Annotated in this window: 1 protein-coding gene; it reads left to right on the plus strand. The window is 62.4% G+C overall.

Annotated elements, in window-relative coordinates:
* Positions 1-52: 52 nt before the first annotated feature.
* Positions 53-591: IS30 family transposase (locus tag E5198_RS21350; RefSeq protein ID WP_136491881.1), on the plus strand; the 539-nt coding region annotated here is incomplete at its 3' end.

Raw genomic sequence — 591 nt, forward strand, 5'->3', positions numbered from 1 at the left:
GGCGGCGGCAAAAACTGAGTGCAACACCTGACCTTTCCGGTACGGTGTTGCCATGTCTTACCACGAACTCAGCATTGAAGAGCGCTCCAACATCCAGGTCGGTCTGCTGCGCGGCATGAGCCAGCGGGCCATTGCCCGAATGCTCAACCGCAGCCCCTCGACGATCAGTCGCGAGATCCGCCGTAACCGCAGTACTCAGGGCGACTACATCACCCAGCATGCCCAGCGAGCGATGCGTGAACGCCGCATGTCCTGCCGGCCCCGGCAAAAGCTGGTGCCCGGCAACGAGCTGTTCGAGCTGGTCGTCCACCTGCTGCGAAAACGCTTTTCTCCCGAGCAGATTGCCGGCAAGCTCCGCGCCATGGAATTTCCAAACTTCGAAGACGCCTACGTCTGCCGCGAAACGATCTACAACGCGATCTACGCCTTGCCGGTCGGCGAGCTGCGCAAGGAGCTGATCATCTGCCTGCGGCAAGGCAAAACCACCCGCCGTCCGCGCTCTGGCGGGGTAGATCGACGTGGTCAGATCCCCGACATGGTCAGCATCCACGTGCGCCCACCGGAGATCGAGGATCGCGTGATGCCCGGCCA

Origin of the sequence: Pseudomonas sp. A-1, assembly GCF_004801855.1 — a bacterium.
GTDB lineage: Bacteria > Pseudomonadota > Gammaproteobacteria > Pseudomonadales > Pseudomonadaceae > Geopseudomonas.